Origin of the sequence: Acinetobacter terrestris (assembly GCF_004331155.1) — a bacterium.
Lineage (GTDB): Bacteria > Pseudomonadota > Gammaproteobacteria > Pseudomonadales > Moraxellaceae > Acinetobacter > Acinetobacter terrestris.
Window position 1 is genome coordinate 1 of sequence record NZ_SJNZ01000029.1, and the last position, 16,437, is coordinate 16,437.

14 protein-coding genes and 1 pseudogene are annotated in these 16,437 nt (G+C 41.3%); 7 read left to right on the forward strand and 8 right to left on the reverse strand.

The annotated features are described in order from the left end of the window. The first annotated feature begins 728 nt into the window (after positions 1–728). A pseudogene (locus E0H81_RS16450) lies at positions 729–1,391 on the forward strand (YczE/YyaS/YitT family protein). 458 nt (positions 1,392–1,849) lie between these two features. Here E0H81_RS16450 and tyrS read toward each other — a convergent pair. Continuing rightward, the gene (gene tyrS / locus E0H81_RS13615; RefSeq protein ID WP_131319656.1) at positions 1,850–3,064 is read right to left on the reverse strand and encodes a tyrosine--tRNA ligase; all 1,215 of its coding nucleotides are present in this window, start codon (positions 3,062–3,064) and stop codon (positions 1,850–1,852) included. Positions 3,065–3,144: 80 nt separating this feature from the next. On the opposite strand from tyrS, the gene E0H81_RS13620 reads away from it, so the two are divergent. Next, positions 3,145–4,272: an anhydro-N-acetylmuramic acid kinase gene (locus E0H81_RS13620; protein ID WP_131319658.1), complete on the forward strand. Its 1,128-nt coding sequence runs from the start codon at positions 3,145–3,147 to the stop codon at positions 4,270–4,272. A 71-nt stretch (positions 4,273–4,343) separates the two neighbouring features. Here E0H81_RS13620 and E0H81_RS13625 read toward each other — a convergent pair whose 3' ends face one another. From E0H81_RS13625 to E0H81_RS13640, 4 genes are all read right to left on the reverse strand, one after another. After that, on the reverse strand, positions 4,344–5,630 hold the full coding sequence (locus tag E0H81_RS13625; RefSeq protein ID WP_131319660.1) for a lytic murein transglycosylase: 1,287 nt from the start codon (positions 5,628–5,630) through the stop codon (positions 4,344–4,346). Positions 5,631–6,303: 673 nt separating this feature from the next. Then, entirely contained in the window at positions 6,304–7,425 is a 1,122-nt protein-coding gene (locus tag E0H81_RS13630) for a 5-(carboxyamino)imidazole ribonucleotide synthase (protein WP_131319662.1), read from the reverse strand. A gap of 27 nt (positions 7,426–7,452) precedes the next feature. After that, positions 7,453–7,965 carry a 5-(carboxyamino)imidazole ribonucleotide mutase gene (purE, locus tag E0H81_RS13635; protein WP_131218111.1) on the reverse strand — a complete coding sequence of 171 codons (513 nt, stop codon included), beginning with the start codon at positions 7,963–7,965 and terminating at the stop codon, positions 7,453–7,455. Positions 7,966–8,372: 407 nt separating this feature from the next. After that, positions 8,373–8,711, reverse strand: a complete 339-nt coding sequence (locus E0H81_RS13640; RefSeq protein ID WP_131218125.1) for a DMT family protein — start codon at positions 8,709–8,711, stop codon at positions 8,373–8,375. A gap of 254 nt (positions 8,712–8,965) precedes the next feature. On the opposite strand from E0H81_RS13640, the gene mpl reads away from it, so the two are divergent. Next, positions 8,966–10,330: a UDP-N-acetylmuramate:L-alanyl-gamma-D-glutamyl-meso-diaminopimelate ligase gene (gene mpl, locus E0H81_RS13645; RefSeq protein WP_131319664.1), complete on the forward strand. Its 1,365-nt coding sequence runs from the start codon at positions 8,966–8,968 to the stop codon at positions 10,328–10,330. An 83-nt stretch (positions 10,331–10,413) separates the two neighbouring features. Here the strand turns inward: mpl and E0H81_RS13650 are convergent, their stop codons facing one another. Next, entirely contained in the window at positions 10,414–10,887 is a 474-nt protein-coding gene (locus E0H81_RS13650) for a BLUF domain-containing protein (RefSeq protein ID WP_131319666.1), read from the reverse strand. A gap of 216 nt (positions 10,888–11,103) precedes the next feature. Between E0H81_RS13650 and E0H81_RS13655 the strand changes: the two genes are divergently transcribed. Beyond that, positions 11,104–11,418: a hypothetical protein gene (locus tag E0H81_RS13655; RefSeq protein WP_131319668.1), complete on the forward strand. Its 315-nt coding sequence runs from the start codon at positions 11,104–11,106 to the stop codon at positions 11,416–11,418. 490 nt (positions 11,419–11,908) lie between these two features. Beyond that, the gene (locus tag E0H81_RS13660; protein ID WP_131319670.1) at positions 11,909–12,991 is read left to right on the forward strand and encodes a zinc-dependent alcohol dehydrogenase family protein; all 1,083 of its coding nucleotides are present in this window, start codon (positions 11,909–11,911) and stop codon (positions 12,989–12,991) included. 85 nt (positions 12,992–13,076) lie between these two features. Here the strand turns inward: E0H81_RS13660 and E0H81_RS13665 are convergent, their stop codons facing one another. Both E0H81_RS13665 and E0H81_RS13670 read right to left on the reverse strand, forming a co-directional pair. Continuing rightward, positions 13,077–13,361 (reverse strand): GNAT family N-acetyltransferase, encoded by a 285-nt coding sequence (locus E0H81_RS13665; protein WP_131319672.1) that lies wholly within the window; start codon positions 13,359–13,361, stop codon positions 13,077–13,079. Between the two features lie 53 nt (positions 13,362–13,414). Next, entirely contained in the window at positions 13,415–13,699 is a 285-nt protein-coding gene (locus E0H81_RS13670; RefSeq protein WP_131319674.1) for a GNAT family N-acetyltransferase, read from the reverse strand. Positions 13,700–13,873: 174 nt separating this feature from the next. Here E0H81_RS13670 and E0H81_RS13675 point away from each other — a divergent pair, with 174 nt between their 5' ends. Next, positions 13,874–15,064 carry a sugar transporter gene (locus E0H81_RS13675; protein ID WP_131319676.1) on the forward strand — a complete coding sequence of 397 codons (1,191 nt, stop codon included), beginning with the start codon at positions 13,874–13,876 and terminating at the stop codon, positions 15,062–15,064. 312 nt (positions 15,065–15,376) lie between these two features. Continuing rightward, positions 15,377–16,333, forward strand: a complete 957-nt coding sequence (locus E0H81_RS13680) for a TerC family protein (RefSeq protein WP_131269292.1) — start codon at positions 15,377–15,379, stop codon at positions 16,331–16,333. The last annotated feature ends 104 nt before the right edge of the window (positions 16,334–16,437 follow it).

Genomic DNA, 16,437 nt, shown 5'->3' on the forward strand with positions numbered 1-16,437 from the left:
TAATATTGCTTAGTGCCTTAAAGGGCACCAATCTTGGCTCATCAATTTTCTGACAAATATTTCTCAAATAAACTTCGAGTCATTTCTACCATCAATCAATGAAAATAATTTCGATCGATCAACCAGTAAAAATCCACACAAGTTGTTCTTCATAATCTCTTAATGATCTACCTTGCTCTTCGTCAGAGACAAGTAACAACAAGATAATCTCAACAACTCAATGCTTCGCGTTTCGTTCGTTTCAACATATCTCGTTGGTATGCGGCGTATTCTATACAGTTTCTCAAGGTGCGCAACCCCTAAATAGAGATATTTATCACGCATGTCTGTTTTTTCTACAAAATCAGTAAAAAATCATGTTTTTTAGTCATTTTTTATACTTTTATGATGAAAAAATTGGTTTTTTTCTATTTTCCTGGAATTTTATGTTTTTAACTACCGCCATAATGGATCATTCAATTTCTTCTTTCTACCTACATCTCTATTTTCAAAATTTCTAATTAAGCAATAAACACTACCTAGTTAAACCACACCTCCATAAATAAGCCAATGATCCGCCTGAATACCGCTTACTTATCTCCACGAATAGATAAAACCAAATATTTGCTATAAATGACTGCATCATCATGAATAATGACTCTTGCTTCAAAAAAGTGATTCTTATAACTCTTAGGTGGATAGTAACCATCAAGAAGTTGGCTAAACTTGGTTTTATTTTCCTGTTTGAAATGATACCAACTCAATTTCCATTGCGACTCTTATTCTTATTCAGTGGACTGGGTCTTATAACCTTGGGTGTGGTGCTGGCCATTCGCTCAAATTTGGGCACCTCCCCGATTTCATCTGTTCCCTATGTTTATAGCTTTATTGTCCCACTTTCTGTAGGAGCGCTGACCATCATGATGCATGTATTGATGATTGTGTTGCAAATGATCATTCTGGGTTCTCAATTTCAGTGGCATCCATGATTACAACTCCCCGTTGGCATGGTATTTGGTTTTCTGATTGATGCCATTCTTGGCTTAACGCTTTCCTGGTCATTTGACCATTACGTCATTCAATTACTGTTATGCTTATTGAGCTGCCTGATCACCGCTTTTGGAGTATGTCTGGTGCTAAAAGCCAATTTAGTCTTCCTGGCTGGAGAAGGCTTGTATCAAGCAGTTGCGCTTCATTTTAATTTCAATTTCGGCTCATGCAAAACTTATGGCGATATTATTTTAGTTTCCATTGCAGGGGTCAGCGCTTATTTATGCCTACATACGATTATTGGTGTGCGAGAAGGAACCATCATGACTGCCTTATCTGTCGGCAGCTTAGTCAAAATGATTTTACCCAAACTCAGTTTTATTGATTTTAATGCTGTAAAACCCATAACTTCTGAAAAATAACCAAGCGCAGTAAAATCTGCTCAAATGGATATTTTTTACCACCTATATCATTGAAAAAGAATATTTAAATTAAAATTGACTAAATTTTAGATAGAAAAAAAAGAAAGAGATCTCTCCCAAAACCTCTTCCTTGGAGTTAGATCATATTCAGATCCATAATGTCATTATTATAGTTATCTTTAAAAATTTAAAAAAAGTCTCTTGGGGAAGAGACTTAAAACTGTGGAGCTTTTTATTACACACTTACCCTCTAGATATGTTTTCTACACAATGTCTAGAGGGATAAATCCTATACATAAGCAAAACAGAATGCAACCGATTTGGCAAAATTTAAATGTTGTTTTTATAGGGTTTTTTTTGAATTTGCTTATTCAAAATATAAATATACGATATAAAAAATAAAAGCAGGCCAAAGCCTGCTTTTATTTCAATAACTTAAATAAAAATTCAAGAAACCATCAGTCTATGAAGGTCACTTTAGCAATTGCTTTCTTGCCGGCTTGAATGATGTAGGTTTTGTTTTCATTCACAGAGAAACCAGCATCAACCACTTGCCAATCCACTTTTACAGCACCACGTGCCACGGCATCTTTGGCTTGAGCCGCATTTTTGGTTAAACCGGCAGTACGTAAAATAGAAGCAATAAACATTTCACCGCCAAATTCAGCACGTGAAATGATCACTTCTGGTGTGCCTTCAGGCAATTCACCTTCGGTAATAATATTACCCGCACCTTTATGCGCATTCTCAGCTGCTTCCGCACCATGGAAACGCTCTACCAACTCAAGTGCAAGGATCTTTTTAATCTCTTGAGGATTACGACCGTCTTGCATTTCTTTTAATAACACTGCAATTTCATCCAGTGATTTAAAGCTGAGCAGATCAAAATAGCGCTCGATTAAAGAGTCCGGCATTGAAAGCACTTTTTGGTACATTGCGCCCGGTGCATCAAACACACCAATATAGTTACCCAAAGATTTAGACATTTTATTGACACCATCTAAACCTTCAAGAATAGGCACTGTAATGCACACCTGAGCTTCCTGATCATATCGACCTTGTAGCGTACGACCCATCAACAGGTTAAAGGTCTGGTCTGTACCACCCAGCTCTACATCTGCTTCCAAAGCAATTGAGTCATAACCTTGTACCAATGGATACAGGAATTCATGAATCGCAATCGGCTGATGGTTGTTATAACGCTTGGTGAAGTCATCACGTTCAAGCATGCGCGCCACAGTTTGCTGAGACGCCAATTGAATCAGATCGGCTGCGGTTTTTTCTGCAAACCATTCCGAGTTAAAACGAACTTTGGTTTTATTTGGATCAAGGATTTTAAACACTTGTTCTTGATAAGTTTTTGCATTTTCCAACACTTGTTCACGCGACAATGGCGGACGTGTTGCACTTTTACCTGTTGGGTCGCCAATCATCGCAGTGTAGTCACCAATCAGGAAAGTCACTTCATGACCCAAATCTTGGAACACTTTTAGCTTGTTAATCAGTACGGTATGACCTAAATGCAAGTCAGGTGCTGTTGGGTCAAAGCCCGCTTTAATTTTTAAAGGACGATTTTCTTTGAGTTTCTTGAGCAGATCCTCTTCAGAAATAATCTCATGAGTGCCTCGTTGGATGAGGGCAAGTTGTTCTTCAGCCGGCAGAAAATTTGACATCACAAAACCCAATACATCAGTTATACAATTTGTGCGATATACTAACACTTTTTCAGCATAATGCAGGCTTAACTATCATCATGACAGCGATCTATATTGGGGTAATGACCGGCACCAGCATGGATGGCGTTGACATCGTTGCTGCTTCATTTGATCCATTGCAGCTTCATGCCACCCTCACCTTGCCCTTTGATTTGGACTTACGTGACGAACTCATGGCGCTGACTTTACCCGGTGACAATGAAATTGATCGCATGGGCAAAGCAGATGTTGCTTTAGCACAAATGATTGGTGGTGGCATTAATCAGCTGATTGAAAAAAACCAGCTAGATCGCAGCCAGATTAAAGCCATTGGTTCACATGGACAAACCATTCGCCACCGTCCTGAACATGGTTTTACCCTGCAAATTGGTGATCCCAACATCATTACTGAAATGACCCAGATTCCCGTGATTTCAGATTTTCGACGTCGTGATATGGCGGCTGGCGGTCAAGGTGCACCTTTGGTTCCTGCATTTCATCAAGCCTTGTTCCAGCATCCCAGCATTCATCGGGTGATTTTAAATTTGGGCGGCATTGCCAATGTCAGCATGCTGCCTGCGGGCAATCCGGATGCTGTATATGGTTTCGATACCGGACCTGCCAATATTTTGATGGATGCCTGGTGTCACCGTTATACCGGTCAGCCTTATGATGAAAACGGCAACTGGGCAGCTTATGGCCAACCGATTCGCAGCCTGCTCGACCGCCTGCAAGGTCATGAATTTTTTTCCAAAGAACCGCCAAAAAGTACCGGTCGTGAAGATTTCAATCTGGAATGGCTGGATGAACAAATTGCCGACTGGCATAATGATCTGGAATATGACGAGCTGGAAGATACTCCTGAAAATGTTCAGGCGACCTTATTGAAACTCACCACACGGGCGATTAAAAAAGCCATTTACCGTTCCGATATGGATACTGGTGAAGTTTATGTCTGTGGCGGCGGGGCCTACAACTCACATTTACTCGAGCAATTGCGCTGGCGTTTACGCAAACACAATTGGTCCGTACAAACCACCTCTGCAATTGGTTTGGCGCCGACTTGGGTGGAAGCCACTGCCTTTGCTTGGCTGGCAATGCGCTTTGTGAATCAGCAAAGTGGCAACCTGCCTACCGTTACGGGTGCTGCAGGCTATCGTGTCTTAGGTACCATTACTGCTGTATAAGCATAGATTATAAAAACACTTCACAATAAAAAGGTCTGCATTAAGCAGACCTTTTTATTTCTATAACATGATTACTTCATCATTTTCTGTGCATTTTCATTTCTAAAGGCACGTAAAATTTGTTGGCCTGCACGTCCCGTTGGACTTAAGCCCAAACGATTTTGTTCTTGACGAATAGCTTGACGGGTTTTATCGCCAATCAAGCCATCGACTGCACCAATGTCATAGCCTTTATTAAGTAAAAATTGCTGAATTTCACGACGTTCTGCGCGCGATGTTCCTGCATCATCAGTTGGCCAGGCTTTACTAAATCCACCCTGACCCTGTAAACGGTCGGACAAATGCGCAATCGCCAGAGCATAACTTTCCGCAGCGTTATAACTATATATAGCATCGAAATTTTTAAAGACTAAAAATACCGGGCCATTTGCACCTGCAGGTGCCATTAGTCCAGCCGAACTGCTCTCAGATAAATTCCCTTGTATTAAAGGACTGCCATCAGCACGAACCACACCACGACTCACCCAGCTGCTTAAGGCCTTTTTATTACGACGCCCTTCACCACTGATCGACATGCCTTCAGAAATACGAACCTCAAAACCCCATGGCATGCCGGTTTGCCAGCCACGTTTTTTCAAGAAATTAGCCGTTGAAGCCAAAGCATCTGTGGTACTTGAAACCAGATCACGACGGCCATCACCATCAAAATCAACCGCCAGCTCTTCATAGGTCGAAGGCATAAACTGGGTATGACCAAATGCCCCCGCCCACGAGCCTTTCATTTGCTGCTCAGTTAAATCACCACGCTGTAAAATTCGCATCGTGGTAAAAAATTCTCCACGGAAATAACTTTGACGACGACCTTCACAACTTAAAGTACCTAAAGCCTGTAATAAAGGATAACTTCCGGCAATATCACCAAAATTACTCTCTACACCCCAAACCGCCACCACGGTTTCAGCCGGAACACCATAAGCGGCCGCAACGCGATTAAGTACTTCACGGTGCTGGACTAATTTTTGACGTCCCAGTTGCACACGCTCTTCATCTACCAGACCGGATAAATAATCCCAAATTGGGGTCGAAAATTCAGGCTGGTAATTCAGTTTTTCAATCACGGAATAATCTGGCGTTAAATTTTGCGTATAGCGATCATAGCTAGAGCCACTCACCCCAGAACTGATGGCTTGGCTACGTAAATTGGCAATACATTGCTGAAAATTATTTTGGGCACTAAAAACTGGACTGGATGATGGCGTTGAAGTGGTCGTAACAGGTTGACCATTAATAATCAGCTCAGCATTGGCTTGAGTCATTGCAAGAAAAACTGAACCTAAAACGAAAGCTAAGCGACGCATAGTATCCCTGATGGTATTTGAATTTAAATTATGTTTTTACCATACCATCATCAATCGCCAATTTCTGAAGCAAATCGTAAATTTAAATTCATTTTTCTTTATTTTAAATTCATAATCGTTTTTAAATTTAAAAAGTTATCCACAATTGCATTTTCAAAACTTTTAAATTCAAAATATGAATTTAAATTTACTCTTTTAAATTTAAACTATGGTTTTAAATTTAAATACACTGTGGATAAGTTAATCTATTTTATTTTATGCTTTTAAACACATAAAGTTTTAAATTCAAAAACCTGCTTTTTAAATTTAAAACTTTAAATTCATATCACTAGATACAACTTTGAATTCATATTTTTTAAATTCAAATATACGGGTTTGAATTTAAATTCATATTTTTCAATTTAAATATATTGTTTTGAATTTATTTTTTATCTTTTGAATTTAAAAACCTCTGCCTCGTTTTACCGCAGTAAAACTTAAATACAGGACAATTCTATTTGTTTGTTTTTTATTCAGTCTACTTATAAGGGATTGTATAAATTACATACAGTTATTTTTTATTCTGTTCCGATAAACGGTGCATAAGCTCAAAAGAGGCGCAATCATGCCCGAACTTCAGGCATAAAAAAAGCGGTCATTGGCATGACCGCTTTTTTATCATTCAATCGAAGGATTAAATGCTCATATCTTGAGTCAATGCCAAGGGTTCTGGCAAAATTTTCGCCAATTGACGGCATAAAGAGGTTAATTCAGCGCTGTCGTTTGGCATCAGCGTGATATGACCAATTTTACGGCCTGTACGTTCAGTTTTGTTATACAGGTGCAAATGGGCGCCATTTAAAGTCAAGACATCTTCAGATTTCGGATGCTTGCCAATAATATTGACCATCACGGTTGGACGAACCACTTCAGTTGAACCCAGCGGTAAACCCGCAACCGCACGAATGTGGTTTTCAAACTGCGAGCAGACCGCGCCTTCAATTGACCAGTGACCTGAGTTATGCACGCGTGGTGCCATCTCATTGGCATACAAGCCTTTGTCGGTCACAAACAATTCAAGCGTCAACACACCAACATAATTCAAATGATTCAGCAGGCGAGTGATGTAGTCTTGTGCCACTGGCTGTAAATCTGCACTGTTTGGTGCAGGCACAATCGAATGCGAAAGGATTCCATTGTGATGGTGGTTCTCAGCCAATGGCCAGGTTTTAACGTCACCATTCTGACCACGCACTGCAATAATCGACACTTCACGCGAAAACGTCACAAAGCTTTCGGCAATCAGTTCACCCGCAGGACCCAATTCTGCCCATGCTTGATCAATTTGATCTGCTGAACGAAGCACAAACTGACCTTTACCGTCGTAACCACCACGTGAGGTTTTCAATACGATGGGTAAACCCAGGTCTGCAACCGAAGCCTTTAAGCTGTCTAGAGAATTGACCGCCTTATACGGCGCAACAGGAATCTCGAGTTGATCAAACAGTGCTTTTTCAGACAAACGATGCTGTGCAATCGCAAGTGCTTGACGCGGGGGATGCAAATCTTTGTGCTTGGTTAACACATCAACATCTGCCAGCGGTGTATTTTCAAACTCCAGGCTGAAAACATCTGCGCTTTCGATAAACTGTTGCAAGCCATTTTCAGCTTTGGTCGAAATCACCTGACCCATCGCTGCGGAAGGGCAATCTGTATTGGCTTCAAAGAAGGTGCATTGAATATTCAGCGGTAGGGCAGCTTGCGCCATCATACGGCCGAGTTGACCACCACCAAAAATACCGATGGTTTTATCCATAACGTGTGTCCCGTTTTAAGCTTGGCTTTAGATTTGACCCGGAATATTTTTGCTCGCCACTTTTTCAGTTTGCGCAGCACGGAATTGGGCAACATTTTTTGCAATTTCAGGACGTGTTAAACCTAAAATTTGTGCTGCCATAATCGCGGCATTGGTTGCACCAGCCGGACCAATCGCCAATGTGCCCACTGCGATCCCAGCCGGCATTTGCACGATTGAAAGCAATGAATCTACACCATTCAAGATTGAAGATTTGACTGGAACACCCAATACAGGCAGATCAGTTTTTGCTGCACACATCCCTGGTAAATGCGCTGCGCCACCGGCACCGGCAATAATCACCTGAATACCGCGCTCACGTGCTGTTTCGGCATATTCGAATAAACGGTCTGGCGTACGATGCGCAGAAACAACTTCCGCTTCAAATGGGACGCCAAGTTGTTTAAGCATATTGGCAGTGTTTTCGAGAGTTGCCCAATCAGATTGAGAACCCATGATAATTCCAACGAGAGGTTGAGTGTCTGCAGCAGCCGCATTCATTGCAAATATTCCATAAACGAATGTAAGGAAGGATAAATCTCGACAAGTGCCAAGCTTTAAATGAATTACAAGCCCGATATTATAGACTGATTTTTCATCTCGCCAAAATTTAACAGATACCGTACTGCCATATTTCCTCTATTTTTAGATAAATAATAAAGAAACCATCATCCATTATAAGAAATTATTAAATTATTATTCCCATCACTCCCATCGATGCCATGGCGTAAATGCGACATGGATGTCTTCATTGAGCTGTGATGCAAGAAAGTATAATCAGCTTAACAAAGAATTTTTCTTCTTTTTGATCGCTCAAAAGTACAGCAATGCCTAAACAAATAACTTTAGATCCTAACTTGAGAAAAGGGCAGTGATGCAACTCAAACTCCAAATAAAATTATCAAGTTTTACTGACTTCTAAAGACAAAATACACACAACCTAAAAGACACAATCCTGCCCATAAATAATCCAGTTTAAAGGGCTGCTTAAACATAAAAATCATAAAAGGCACAAACACCAGTAAAGTCATGACTTCCTGGGTGATTTTCATTTGTCCCACCGCCCAGCCTTGTTGTGCAAGCAATCGAGTTGCAGGAATCATAAAACTGTATTCGAGCAGGGCAATCACCCAGCCAAATAAAATCGCTTGCCAAAGCGGTGCACCATGTAAAAACTTCAAATGCCCATACCAGGCCAAGGTCATAAAACAGTTAGAAATAACTAAAAGCAGCAACGGAAAGAACATAGTCAATTTATCTGGAATAATCGTCAATATTTTACGTTTTTCCAGTAAAAAAACATGTCATTTCATCCATGATTTTTCCAGCAAAGCCACTACCCAAAACAGCGGGATAAAACGCATGATGCAATCCTATGAATAGATACAAGAAAGACTATCTTTTCCAGAAAACCCTTGATATCGTTGCTTTCAAATTGAATCAATAATGACACCACCCACCAATAACGTGATGTGTCAAAAAAGCAGTGGAGTTAAAACGAATGCATCTGCATATTTTGGGTATCTGTGGCACCTTTATGGGTTCGCTGGCGTTATTAGCACGTGATTTAGGACATAAGGTGACGGGTTCAGATGCGAACGTCTATCCACCCATGTCGACCCAACTGGAAAATGCAGGTATTACCTTAATGCAAGGTTATGACCGCAGCCATTTGCAGCCACATCCAGATTTGGTGATTGTCGGCAATGCCATGAAACGTGGCATTGATGCTGTGGAATATATGCTGAATGAAGGTTTAGCCTATATTTCCGGTCCACAATTTCTGGCAGATTACGTATTACAAGGTAAGCATGTTTTAGGTGTTGCCGGTACGCATGGTAAAACCACAACAACGACTATGCTCGCGTGGGTACTTGATCAGGCCTGTTTAGAGCCGGGTTTCCTGATTGGTGGCGTACCGCTCGGTTTTAGTGAAAGTGCACGTTTAGGTGGCGGTAAATACTTCTGTGTAGAAGCGGATGAATATGATTCTGCATTCTTCGACAAGCGTTCCAAGTTTGTGCATTACCATCCTAAAACCGCGATTTTAAACAATCTCGAATTTGACCATGCCGATATCTTTGATGATCTGGCTGCGATTCAAAAACAGTTCCATCATCTGGTGCGTACCATTCCAAGTGAAGGCCGCATTATTGCGCCAATTACTGAAACTAATATTGATGAAGTTTTGGACATGGGCTGCTGGACACCTGTGGTTCGCACGTCATTGGATGCCAATGCAAAAGCAGCACTTTCTGCGGAACAGCTTTCTGCAGATGGCTCACACTTTAAAGTACTAGAAAATGGCGTGGTTAAAGGCACCGTGAAATGGAACATGACCGGTCAGCACTCTGTTGCCAATGCTTTGGCAACCATTGCGGCGGCTGAACATGTGGGCGTATCCATTGAAACGGCTTGTGAAGCACTTTCAAACTTTGGCGGTGTAAAACGCCGTATGGAATTGCTGGATACCGTGAAAGGAATTGAAGTTTATGATGACTTCGCCCATCATCCGACTGCGATTGAAACCACGCTGGATGGCGCACGTAAACGCTTAGGCGAACGTAAACTGTGGGCGATTATTGAACCGCGTTCAAATACCATGCGTATGGGCAGCCATAAAGACGGTTTGGCGCATTCTGCACGTTTAGCGGATGAAGTAATCTGGTATCAACCGGAAGGTTTGGACTGGGATTTACAGCCGGTAATTAACGCTGCATCAAATAAAGCCATTGTGGCACGTTCCCTGGATGACATTATCCAGACTGTTGCTCAAGAGGCAGGTGAGGGTGATGCGGTGGTAATTATGTCGAATGGCGGTTTTGGCGGATTACATCAGAAATTGATTAGCGCTTTAAAAGCTTAAATTTCATTTTTTAATTTTTATTGAAGGACTATTTTTATAGTCCTTTTTTATTGAACTGAGCTTCATGAGTTGAAGCTTTATTTTTAAAAATAATTTTGATAACCCCTGTTCTTTATACCTACTCTAGCTTTTGTACCATGTTCAGTTTCTTCCATTTTGAGCAATAAATCCAGAAACTGGTTCAGTTGCTCAGCATTCAACTGATGTGGCTGAAATTTTTCCAGACCCATTTTCTTGAAGAGGCTGGTGATTTTTCCATGCTGATTGACATATTTCATCGACCATTTTTTAAAATGAATCTGCTCAACCGCATGGTCAGGAAAACGCTGAATCTGATGATGGCGAGGGTCCTGACTGATCTGTGAAAATAAAGCCTCTAACTGATCTTTTTCACCCTCAAGGCACTGAAAATAAATCCCTTCAGCATAATACAGCACACCATAAATATCATGCGCCTGATTAAAAGATCGCGCTGTTGCCAAAATATCGCTTAAATCCTGTAATAGGTCATTTTCAGCTTCTATGCGGCTACTGACATAACACAATTGAATAAACATAAAATTCCTATTTTGACCATGTAATTTTGAAATAAAGGGTTTTTATTACTGAGTAAGTAGGATGAGCTTACCATTAGATCTGGTTATTTTTTAATCAAATGTCATTTGTTTCGTACAAATAGCATAGCTTAAAACACCTTATTTTTTACTGTTTGGTGAATTAAAATTGATTTAGCCAAATCAAAACAATTAATTACCTAGAATCAGGGGAAAAGCATGTTAAAAAAACTTTTCATCACGATGGGATTAGTTTGTAGCTATTTAAGCTTAATTATCGTCTTGCATCGTAATGGGATTGAAGAGCTGCTGAACATTGCGATCTGTTCAGGCCTGCTTGGTATTGCGCTTAAAATTTGGGTTCAAAATACCTTATATCTGGCATGCAGTTTGGGTGTCTTGGCCTTATGCTTTTTATGGGTAAACGAATATACCATGCTGGAAATGATGCTGATGACGTCATTGCTTGGTGTTGCTTTAACTCACCTGATCCAGTCCCAGAACCTGCACTTTAATAAAACCCAATCCTTATAATCGCTCTCAGGATTGGCGACGGTTTTAATCAAATCACAGGCCATTTTAAACTTTGCAGATGTGCAATCATCATCTGCAAAGTTCATTTTCTTTTAAATGTCCTAGCCAAGACTAGACAAGACCAAAAAATAATTTTTATTATTTTATCAGCCCGTCCCTCATAAATAACCTGATCATAAATAAGCTGCAACAAAAGCAGATATTGATATTTTTTGTCTCGAACCCCTTCAGTTGTCATTAAACCCGGTCATTGTGTAAGCAAACCTGTCCACGTAATGACTTCCTCAATTACTGTTGATAGCTTAGATAGATAAGCTCTGTGTATTTATGCTCAATGCTTTAAGGTCCTATCAATACAGCAGAGTCTCTGATCAACTGTTTTCCTCTCATCATGGTTTCATTTTCCTGTATTTAAATATTTTTGCTTAAATTATTTAAAGAAGAAATTTACTCCAAAGCGCAAGAGAGGGAATAGAAAAGGAATACGCTGATGACAACAATGAAAGCAATGGTCTACTACGGCGAAAATGATATCCGTTTTGAAGACCGTCCCATTCCCCAGATTATTGATCCCACCGATGCGGTCATCCGTGTCACAAAAACCACCATTTGCGGTACAGATTTAGGCATCTGGAAAGGTAAAAACCCCGAAATTCAGCAAGAGGCCACCAAGAACACCGGTAAATTTGACGGCCGTATCTTAGGTCATGAAGGTATTGGGATCGTTGAAGAAGTTGGTTCGGGTGTTAAAAATGTTAAAAAAGGCGATCGGGTGATTATTTCCTGCGTCAGCCGCTGTGGGACTTGTGAAAACTGTCAGAAACAACTCTATGCGCACTGCCGTAACGGAGGGGGCTGGATTATGGGTTACATGATTGATGGTGCCCATGCAGAATATGTACGCACGCCTTTTGCCGATACCTCGCTTTATCCCTTACCCGAAGGCTTGAATGAAGATGTCGCGGTCTTTTTATCGGATGTATTGCCGACCTCGCATGAAATTGGCGTGCGCTATGGCGATGTCAAACCGGGGGATAGCATTGCAATTGTGGGAACAGGACCGATCGGGATGGGCTGCTTACTAACCTCACAATTCTATTCACCCGCGCAAATTATTGCGGTGGATATGGATGATAACCGCCTCGCACTTGCCAAAGAGTTAGGTGCAACACATACCATTAATTCCGGCAAGGAAGATGCGATTGCACGTATTCTAGAGATTACCGATGGGCGAGGGGTCGATTGTGCAATAGAAGCAGTGGGTGCAGAGCCGACATGGAATATTTGCCAGAACGTGGTCAAAGAAGGCGGTCATATCGCCAATGTTGGTGTGCATGGCAAACCGGTTAATTTTGAACTGCAAAAGCTCTGGATTAAAAACCTGACCATCACCACCGGCTTGGTCAATACCAATACCACAGGCATGTTGCTGAAAACCTGCTGTTCCGGAAAATTGCCTTTGGAACGCTTGGCCAGCCATCACTTTAAATTTACAGAATTTGAGAAAGCCTATGATGTGTTTAAACATGCCGCAGACGAGAATGCGATGAAGGTAATTATTGATCTTGCTTAATGGGCTCAAAAAAGAAAAAGCCCTAAATGATAAAAGCCCAAATCTTTGGGCTTTTTAAATCACAACCAATTAAATCACCACACACTTAAGCCACAACATCTGCAAAACTTTTATCGCGTTTAAACATGACATCGACATAAGAACAGGTCGGTACAATTTTCAATTGTTTTTGACGGGCAAATTCCACTAAAACATCCAGTAACTGGCGCGCGACCCCATGCCCGCGCAAAGCATCATCGACCCAGGTATGATTAGCGATAATTTTATGCTCACCTGTCCAGACATAACTGATTTCTGCAATCCGTTTGCCTGAATCATTCAAAGTAAAAAACTCGCCTTTTTGGCCGTTGTCATCATGTTGAAACTGCATCGCTATCCCTCACTTTTTTGATTTGACTAAAATCAGAATACTTTAAAAATAACTTATTTCAACACATCGTGAATAGATGAATCTTTATCAAAAACCGATTTGGCAAAAGGGCAGAGCGGAATGATCTTGAGATTTTTTTCTCGCGCCATGGCAACAGCACGCTCAACTAATTTATTGCCTATACCTTGTCCACGCAACGTGTCATCCACATCGGTATGCTCAATAATAAATACCTTTTCACCTGCCCAGGTATATGCCATTTCAGCTAAACGCTGTCCATGGTCACCAATATAAAATTCACCTTTTTTACCATCATCCTTTTGCTTAATTTCTAACATTTCTTATTCTCTCATTTAGGTGAATATGAATAAACATGCCATAAATCCCTGCCCAATATTGTTAAGTTTTTTGTTGGGTCTATATCGGATTGGCACTTTTCCGACCCAGGATTAAACTTAACAAGCTTAACTTTTAAGCCTAAACTTCAACGCTAATTTTCAAACCGTCTGACTATGTCATCCTTATCTTCTGAATCTCCACCCAATCCCACGCGGCAATGGGTCTCTGTGATTACTTTAGCCTTCGCGGCGTTTATTTTTAATACCACCGAATTTATCCCTGTGGCATTGCTGAGTGATATTGGCCACAGTTTCAATATGCCCGCCACTGATGTCGGCATCATGATTACCCTGTATGCATGGGTGGTTGCGCCTATTTCGCTGCCGATGATGCTGATGACGCGTAATGTCGAACGGCGTTTTTTACTGATTGCCTTATTTGTGGTATTTATTCTTAGCCATGGCTTATCTTATTTCGCCTGGAACTTTAATGTGCTTTTAGCCAGCCGGATCGGGATTGCATTTTCCCATGCGCTGTTTTGGTCAATTACCGCCTCTTTAGCCGTACGTGTAGCACCTAAAGGTAAAGAGTTTCAGGCCTTAGGTTTACTGGCAACCGGAACAGCTTTGGCGATGGTATTGGGAATTCCATTTGGCCGCATGATTGGTGAAGCCTATGGCTGGCGCAACACTTTTGCTTTAATTGCTATTGGTGCTGCACTCGTCTGTCTGACACTGGCAAAAACCTTGCCTAGACTGCCCAGTGTCAATTCGGGTTCGCTTAAAAGTATTGGCATGCTGTTTAAACGCCCGAGTCTGGTGATCGTGTTTGTCTTGACCGTTATCATCATTACGGCACAATTTACCGCTTATAGTTATATCGAACCCTTTGCCCTGAATATTGCCCATTTTAGTTCTAGCCAAACCACGACCTTGTTACTCATTTACGGCGGTGCCGGTTTTATTGGTTCTTATTTGTTTGGTAAATTTGGCAATCAATATCCCAAAATTGCGATTCCTTTAAGCAGTGCTTTATTGGCAATGTCCATGTTGCTACTCCTGCCACTGGCTCAGGGTTTTAACAGTCTGAGTGTGCTGAGCTTGTTTTGGGGCATGAGCATTATTTGCTTCAGTCTGGCGCTGCAAGCCAAAACCCTCAACCTTGCATCGGATGCCACCGATGTCGCCATGGCAATTTATTCAGGTCTTTATAATGTCGGGATTGGTGGCGGGGCATTATTGGGCGGAATGGTCACGGCAAGTTATGGCTTAAGTCAGATTGGAATTGTGGGTGGTCTGGTTGCTGTTCTCGGTACCGTATTGGCCTTGATTTTGGTGCAACGTAAAGATTTTATTAAAGTGTAGGCAGCTTAGATAAAATTTGCACAATTCACATAAATATGCGATTCTTCAGCCACATTTGGATTAGATCCAAAACGAAATTGAGTTGAACAAGGGGAGTAGCCTCCTCCAAGCGTCCCTAGAAGCAATTCTAGCCGACGTGTCAGAATATCGTCATTACACTTTGCAAAAAGTCGGTATCTGAGCATCTGAAATTACAAAATATTGATATTCAGATGTAGGCAAGACCTTGATCATGTTGACACAGATGTTTAAATCATCTGGCAACAGGTCAAGGTTTTTTTATGGCCAGTTGTCGGGTGTGGAGATTTTTTTATGGAATCCATCGGCAACCCTGGGTTGTATCTGGCATTTTTTGCGATAGTGGCAGTCATGCTCATCATCGACTTTATTGGCTTCAAACACAAAGAAGACCAGCCCGTTAAAATTAGGTCAGCAGCCTATTGGAGCATTGCCTGGGTCAGTGTTTCTATGCTGTTCGCTGGCGGTTTATGGCTTTATTTACAGCAAACGGCAGGTATTGCCTTAGCCAATCAAAAAACCATGGAATACTTTGCGGGTTATCTGTTAGAAAAATCTCTCGCGATTGATAACGTATTTGTCTGGCTGATGATTTTTGCCGCCTTTGCCATTCCTCCAGCCTTGCAGCGTAAAATTTTGCTCTATGGGGTACTGGGCGCTATTGTATTACGTACCATTTTTATTTTTATCGGTGCATGGTTTGTTCAGGAATTCTCCTGGATTCTGTATATTTTTGGTGCCTTCCTGGTCTATACCGGCTTTAAATTTCTTAAAGGTCATGAAGAAAACCCGAATATTGAAGATATGGCCTTACTCAAATGGTTACGCAAACATATCCGTATTACCTCGCATCTGGATGGGCATAACTTCTTCGTGCGTCAAAATGGTGTGCTCTGGGCCACGCCATTATTTCTGGTTTTGATTTTAGTTGAAGCTTCCGATGTGATTTTCGCAGTGGATTCCATTCCGGCTATTTTTGCAGTGACCACCGATCCCTTCATTGTCTTGACCGCAAACCTGATGGCAATCTTGGGTTTGCGTGCCATGTTCTTCCTCATGGCAGGTGCAGCCTCTAAAATGCATTATTTGCCTTATGGCTTAGGCATTATCTTGCTGTTTATCGGTTTTAAAATGTTGATGCTCGATGTCTTCCATATGCCAATCTGGATCTCACTCGGCTTTATTGTGATTGTACTGGCCATTACCGCCTGGTTATCGATTCGCTATAACAAGCAGCAACAGCAACTGTAATTTTTAAGTAAAGTGATCCAGCCTTCCATCTTATAGATGGAAGGCTTTTTTATGCCAGCTATTTTATTTAGGGCTGCTTTTTTAAACGCTCAATATCCTGCTTA

What these genes read in the sequence shown, in the direction of transcription:
- E0H81_RS13680 (WP_131269292.1), top strand. Translation starts at nt 15,377, where the DNA reads ATGGAATCCATCGGCAACCCTGGGTTGTATCTGGCATTTTTTGCGATA.
- purE (WP_131218111.1), bottom strand. Translation starts at nt 7,965, where the DNA reads ATGAATGCGGCTGCTGCAGACACTCAACCTCTCGTTGGAATTATCATG.
- E0H81_RS13630 (WP_131319662.1), bottom strand. Translation starts at nt 7,425, where the DNA reads ATGGATAAAACCATCGGTATTTTTGGTGGTGGTCAACTCGGCCGTATG.
- tyrS (WP_131319656.1), bottom strand. Translation starts at nt 3,064, where the DNA reads ATGTCAAATTTTCTGCCGGCTGAAGAACAACTTGCCCTCATCCAACGA.
- E0H81_RS13640 (WP_131218125.1), bottom strand. Translation starts at nt 8,711, where the DNA reads ATGTTCTTTCCGTTGCTGCTTTTAGTTATTTCTAACTGTTTTATGACC.
- E0H81_RS13660 (WP_131319670.1), top strand. Translation starts at nt 11,909, where the DNA reads ATGACAACAATGAAAGCAATGGTCTACTACGGCGAAAATGATATCCGT.
- E0H81_RS13620 (WP_131319658.1), top strand. Translation starts at nt 3,145, where the DNA reads ATGACAGCGATCTATATTGGGGTAATGACCGGCACCAGCATGGATGGC.
- E0H81_RS13650 (WP_131319666.1), bottom strand. Translation starts at nt 10,887, where the DNA reads ATGTTTATTCAATTGTGTTATGTCAGTAGCCGCATAGAAGCTGAAAAT.
- mpl (WP_131319664.1), top strand. Translation starts at nt 8,966, where the DNA reads ATGCATCTGCATATTTTGGGTATCTGTGGCACCTTTATGGGTTCGCTG.
- E0H81_RS13665 (WP_131319672.1), bottom strand. Translation starts at nt 13,361, where the DNA reads ATGCAGTTTCAACATGATGACAACGGCCAAAAAGGCGAGTTTTTTACT.
- E0H81_RS13675 (WP_131319676.1), top strand. Translation starts at nt 13,874, where the DNA reads ATGTCATCCTTATCTTCTGAATCTCCACCCAATCCCACGCGGCAATGG.
- E0H81_RS13670 (WP_131319674.1), bottom strand. Translation starts at nt 13,699, where the DNA reads ATGTTAGAAATTAAGCAAAAGGATGATGGTAAAAAAGGTGAATTTTAT.
- E0H81_RS13655 (WP_131319668.1), top strand. Translation starts at nt 11,104, where the DNA reads ATGTTAAAAAAACTTTTCATCACGATGGGATTAGTTTGTAGCTATTTA.
- E0H81_RS13625 (WP_131319660.1), bottom strand. Translation starts at nt 5,630, where the DNA reads ATGCGTCGCTTAGCTTTCGTTTTAGGTTCAGTTTTTCTTGCAATGACT.